The sequence below is a fragment of the Paracoccus sp. (in: a-proteobacteria) genome, assembly GCF_046289755.1.
Classification (GTDB): domain Bacteria; phylum Pseudomonadota; class Alphaproteobacteria; order Rhodobacterales; family Rhodobacteraceae; genus Paracoccus.
Window position 1 is genome coordinate 1 of record NZ_JBKBVD010000098.1, and the last position, 4,939, is coordinate 4,939.

Here is a 4,939-nt window from a genome sequence, read left to right on the forward strand (position 1 = left end):
CGGTGATGAACTGTTCGACATCGGGGTGATCGCAGCGCATCGTGGCCATCATCGCGCCGCGCCGCGAGCCCGCCGACATGATCGTGCGGCACATCGCGTCCCAGACATCCATGAAGGACAGAGGGCCGGACGCATCCGCAGCCACCCCCTTGACCACCGCGCCGCGCGGGCGGATGGTGCTGAAATCATAGCCGATGCCGCCGCCCTGCTGCATGGTCAGCGCGGCCTCTTTCAGCATGTCGAAGATGCCGCCCATGCTGTCGGGGACCGTGCCCATGACAAAGCAGTTGAACAGGGTGACCGACCGGCCCGTGCCCGCACCCGCCAGAATCCGGCCTGCGGGCAGGTATTTGAAATCCTGAAGGGCTGAATAGAAGCGGTCTTCCCACAGCGCCGGATCGGCCTCGACGCGGGCCAGATCGCGGGCGACGCGGCGCCAGCTGTCCTCGACCGAGGCGTCGACGGGGGCGCCGTCCGCGTCCCGCATCCGGTATTTCATGTCCCAGATCTGTTCGGCAATGGGGGCAGCAAAGCGCGTCATCATGCGTCCTTCGGGATCAGGTGGCAACGGTCCCGGCCGGGGAAATCACGACGCGGGCGTCAGCCCAGCCTATCAGAGCCAAGACCCGCGCGCACGGCCTGCTGTGCCTTTTGCGCAAGGCTCTTGCGGGTCTCGCCCGCGACCGGCAGGGGCGCGTGCAGATGCACCACCACCCGCCCCTGCCTGCGCGCGGCCAGCACCGTCAGCAGATGCGGGCCAAGCGCCATCTCGGCCCACCAGCCGTAGAAACGCGGGTCGCGGCCCTCGGGGGCGTGATAGGCGACGCTCATCGGCTGGATCGCCAGACCCTCGGGCAATCCCCCATCCAGAAACGCCTGAAACAGCGTGGCCTTGAAGGGCAGCACCCGCAGCCCGTCGGTCGAGGTGCCCTCGGGGAAGAACAGCAGCCGGTGACCCGCGCGCAGCCGGGCCGAGAACTCATCGGCCTGCTGGCGGGCCAGACGCGGGTCGCGGGTCACGAAATGGGTGTTGGTCACGCGGGTCAGGATGTTGATGCCGGGCCAGCGCGCCACCTCGGCCTTGCTGACGAAGAAGACCGGCAGGGCGGCGTTCATCACCAGAATGTCCAGCCAGCTGGAATGGTTGGCCACGACCGCGCCGGGGCCGCGCATCGGCGCACCTGTCCGCTGCCATGACAGGCCGATGCAGGCCAGCACGAGGCGGCAGACGATCTGCACATGCGGGCCGGTCCACGGGCGGCGGGGGCCATGGATCAGGCGTTCGACCCCGCGCAAGGGCAGGATCAGCAGAACGCCCAGCAGCAGGATCAGCACGGCGGGCAGACCGCGCCGGATCACCCGCAGCCAGTCGCCCACGCCTTGCGGGCCGGGCAGATCGGGGGGCACGCCCTCGCGCCAGGTGGCGTCACGGCGTGCAGGATCGGGGCGGGGCAGATCAGGGCCCACCACATCAGGACCCGACACATCAGGGCGCGGCAGATCAGGGCGCGGCAGATCAGGGCGCGGCAGATCAGGGCGCGGCAGATCGGGCGCGCTCATGCGTTCAGCCGGCGGCTTTCGTAGAAATCGCGGTATTTGGCCGACATCTCCGCCGTGTCCATCATCAGAAACACATCGGTCGTGTTGAAGGCGCGGTCGATGAACGCCCCCTCGCCCACCAGACCGCCCAGCCGCAGATAGGCCTTGATCAGCGCGGGCATGGCGACCATCGCCTCGCGCCGGTCGACACGGTCAGGCGCGATCAGGTCCATGCGGTGATAGCCCTCGGCGCGCGCGACGGGGCGCAGGTCATCGGGCGCCAGATGGTGATGGTGCAGCCAGGCCAGCGAGGGCGCCAGCATCGGAATATCGGTGCCGTGAAAGCTGGCGACGCCGAACAGTATCTGGATCTTGTGCTCCAGCACGTAATCGGCCAGCGCGTTCCACATCAGATACATGGCGGCGCCGCCGCGATGCTCGGTATCGACGCAGGACCGGCCCAGTTCCAGCAGCGGGCGGCCACTGGCGCGCAGCGGGTCCAGGTCATATTCGCCGTCGCTGTAGAACCGCCCGAATTCCGCCGCCCGGTCGCCCGGCAGCAGCCGGTAGACGCCCACGACATGATCCAGCGAGGCGCAATCGCGGCGCGTGTCGATCAGGCAGAGATGATCGACGACCGGGTCGAATTCGTCGCATTCCAGCCGCGCATCGTGATCGACCATCGGGCCGGTGCCGCCCAGTTCCTCGACAAAGACGCGATAGCGCAGGCGCTGTGCGGCCAGCAGATCCTGCTCGGAGCTGGCCAGTCTGATCTGAAAAAAGGCGGGCTCTGCTCGGGACACGGGCGCTTTCATCCGGGTGCAATGTCGGGACTGTCTAGGAAAAGCGGTCCCTTATTGCAACACACCATCTGTCCGGGGGCCGCGCCGATGTCACGACGGGGTTGCATAATACAACCTGAGGTTGCATGACTTGACCAGAACAGACCGAGGTTACATGTCTTTGAAACGAACCACTTCCAGCATGATGCGCCGTCCGTCGATGACCTGCTTGCCGGCCTCGGTGAAATTCACCGTGATGCGGTCGCCGATGCGCGACTGCACCTGCCCTTCGCCCCATTCGGGCGCGCCGGGATGGCGCACGATCATGCCGGGTTCCAGAATATCGTTCACCGCAGGCTCCTTCTATGGCCGGACGGAAAGGTATCATCCATGAGCATGACGTCAAAGCCGCTTGCGGCGGGCGATCTGGCCGGGCTGGTCGGCGCGCGGCTGTGTCACGATCTGGTCTCGCCGCTTGGCGCGATCGGCAACGGGGTCGAGCTGTTGCAGATGTCGCCCGATTTTCCGGGCATCGCCGACAGCGCCGAGATGCGGCTGATCGCCGATGCGGTGGCCGCCGCGCGCGGGCGCATTCAGGGCTATCGCATGGCGTTCGGCATGGCGTCGGGCGATCAGCGCGTCAGCCATGCCGAATTGTCGCAACTGGTCGCAGGGATCTCGGCGCAGGGGCGGCTGCGGGTGCAGCTGGATGCCTGGGGCGATTTCGCGCGGGCCGAGACGCGGATGCTGCTGCTGGCGCTGATGTGTCTGGAGACCGCCCTGCCCTGGGGCGGGCAGGTGCTGGCGCTGTGCACCATGCCGGGCTGGCGGCTGGTGGCCGAATGCGACCGCGCGCGGCTGGACCCGGATCTGTGGGCCTGGCTGGACGGGCGGGCCGCCCCCCGCCTGCCGCAACCCTCCGAGGTGCAGTTCGCGCTGCTGGCCGAGGCCGCCACCGCCGCAGGCCGCCCCCTGCATGCCGAGATGGACGACAAAGGCGGCGAGATCAGGTTCTGATCGCGCCGCCTGATTTTCTGGCCTGCTGTTCTGGCCCGTTCTTCAGGCCCGGATGGTGCCGTCGCCGGTGACCAGGTATTTGAAGCTGGTCAGTTGCTCGGCCCCCACCGGGCCGCGCGCATGCATCTTGCCGGTGGCGATGCCGATTTCCGCGCCCATGCCGAATTCGCCCCCATCGGCGAACTGGGTCGAGGCGTTGCGCATCAGGATCGCGCTGTCCAGCCCGGCAAAAAAGCGCGCGGCTGTGGCGTCATCCTCGGTCAGGATCGCCTCGGTGTGCTGGCTGCCATAGCGGCGGATATGGGCGATGGCCGCGTCCACCCCGTCCACGGGCCGGGCGGCGATGATCATGTCCAGAAACTCCTGCCCGAAATCATCGGGCTGCGCCGGGACGGTGCCGGGGATCTGCAATTCCTCTGCCGCGCGCACCTCGACCCCCGCCGCCAGCAGATCGCCGATCAGCCCGTCGCCATGGCGCGCCAGATAGGCGCGGTCGATCAGCAGGCATTCGGCGGCGCCGCAGATGCCGGTGCGGCGGGTCTTGGCGTTCAGCACCACGCGCCGGGCCTTGTCGGGGTCCGCCGCCGCATCGACATAGATGTGGCAGATCCCCTCAAGATGGGCAAAGACCGGCACCCGCGCCTCTGATTGCACCAGCCCGACCAGCCCCTTGCCGCCGCGCGGGATGATCACGTCGATCAGCCCCTGCGCCTGCAACATCGCGCTGACCGCCGCCCGGTCGCGGGTCGGCACCATCTGGACCGCCGCCTCGGGCAGGCCCGCCGCGCGCAGCCCCTCGACCATGCAGGCATGGATCGCGGCACTGGAATGCAGGCTCTCCGAGCCGCCGCGCAGAATCACCGCATTGCCGGATTTCAGCGCCAGCGCCGCCGCATCGGCCGTCACATTGGGGCGGCTTTCATAGATCACACCGATGACGCCGATGGGCGTGCGCACGCGCTGGATATGCAGCCCGTTGGGCCGGTCCCATTCCGCGATCACCTGCCCCACCGGATCGGCCTGCCCCGCCACCTCGCGCAGCCCAGACGCGATTGCCACCAGCCGCGCCGGGTCCAGCCGCAGCCGGTCCAGCATCGCCTCCGACAACCCCCTGGTCCCCGCAAACTCCAGATCGCGCGCGTTGGCCTGCAGAATGGCCTGCTGCGCCGCCTCCACCGCATCGGCGGCGGCGGACAGCGCCTGCGATCTGGCCTCGGCTGGGGCCTGCGCCAGATCAATCGCGGCCGCACGGGCGGCGGTGCCAAGCGTCTGGATCAGGGTCTGAGCCTCGGTCATCTGGGTCATTCGGGTCCTCACAGGCTGTCACGTCATCGCCCCGACGGGCGGGCCCCCGTGAAGGGGTGTCCGCAGGGCGGTATAATCACCATGAAAGGAAAGGGGAAGAAGTGGCGCGGTTGACGGGGCTCGAACCCGCGACCCCCGGCGTGACAGGCCGGTACTCTAACCAACTGAGCTACAACCGCGCTTTTCTTCGGGCGAATGATGAGTTGTGGCGCGGTTGACGGGGCTCGAACCCGCGACCCCCGGCGTGACAGGCCGGTACTCTAACCAACTGAGCTACAACCGCCCAACTCATCCCC

Annotated in this window: 6 protein-coding genes and 2 tRNA genes; 1 reads left to right on the forward strand and 7 read right to left on the reverse strand. The window is 68.1% G+C overall.

Translation table 11 applies throughout. The features are described 5' to 3' along the window. The 4 genes from ACK41U_RS18985 to ACK41U_RS19000 form a co-directional block, all read right to left on the reverse strand. Positions 1-541: ribonucleotide reductase N-terminal alpha domain-containing protein (locus tag ACK41U_RS18985; RefSeq protein WP_409683748.1), on the reverse strand; the 541-nt coding region annotated here is incomplete at its 3' end. Between the two features lie 59 nt (positions 542-600). Then, complete coding sequence (locus tag ACK41U_RS18990; protein WP_409683751.1) at positions 601-1,560, reverse strand: lysophospholipid acyltransferase family protein; 960 nt, start codon at positions 1,558-1,560, stop codon at positions 601-603. Beyond that, on the reverse strand, positions 1,557-2,342 hold the full coding sequence (locus ACK41U_RS18995; RefSeq protein ID WP_409683753.1) for a GNAT family N-acetyltransferase: 786 nt from the start codon (positions 2,340-2,342) through the stop codon (positions 1,557-1,559). The genes ACK41U_RS18990 and ACK41U_RS18995 overlap by 4 nt, the downstream gene beginning before the upstream one ends. A gap of 150 nt (positions 2,343-2,492) precedes the next feature. Further along, complete coding sequence (locus ACK41U_RS19000) at positions 2,493-2,672, reverse strand: DUF3553 domain-containing protein (protein ID WP_409683756.1); 180 nt, start codon at positions 2,670-2,672, stop codon at positions 2,493-2,495. Between the two features lie 39 nt (positions 2,673-2,711). On the opposite strand from ACK41U_RS19000, the gene ACK41U_RS19005 reads away from it, so the two are divergent. Further along, positions 2,712-3,338, forward strand: a complete 627-nt coding sequence (locus ACK41U_RS19005) for a histidine phosphotransferase family protein (protein ID WP_409683759.1) — start codon at positions 2,712-2,714, stop codon at positions 3,336-3,338. A gap of 42 nt (positions 3,339-3,380) precedes the next feature. Here ACK41U_RS19005 and ACK41U_RS19010 read toward each other — a convergent pair whose 3' ends face one another. The 3 genes from ACK41U_RS19010 to ACK41U_RS19020 all read right to left on the reverse strand — a co-directional run bounded on the left by ACK41U_RS19010 (position 3,381) and on the right by ACK41U_RS19020 (position 4,926). Continuing rightward, positions 3,381-4,643 carry a glutamate-5-semialdehyde dehydrogenase gene (locus tag ACK41U_RS19010; protein WP_409683762.1) on the reverse strand — a complete coding sequence of 421 codons (1,263 nt, stop codon included), beginning with the start codon at positions 4,641-4,643 and terminating at the stop codon, positions 3,381-3,383. 102 nt (positions 4,644-4,745) lie between these two features. Beyond that, positions 4,746-4,822: transfer RNA gene (locus ACK41U_RS19015), tRNA-Asp, on the reverse strand. A gap of 27 nt (positions 4,823-4,849) precedes the next feature. After that, positions 4,850-4,926 (reverse strand) — tRNA-Asp (locus ACK41U_RS19020). Positions 4,927-4,939 lie beyond the last annotated feature (13 nt).

Excerpts from the sequence above, each read along its gene's own strand:
- ACK41U_RS19010 (WP_409683762.1), bottom strand. The coding sequence starts at position 4,643 with ATGACCCAGATGACCGAGGCTCAGACCCTGATCCAGACGCTTGGCACC.
- ACK41U_RS19005 (WP_409683759.1), top strand. The coding sequence starts at position 2,712 with ATGAGCATGACGTCAAAGCCGCTTGCGGCGGGCGATCTGGCCGGGCTG.
- ACK41U_RS18990 (WP_409683751.1), bottom strand. The coding sequence starts at position 1,560 with ATGAGCGCGCCCGATCTGCCGCGCCCTGATCTGCCGCGCCCTGATCTG.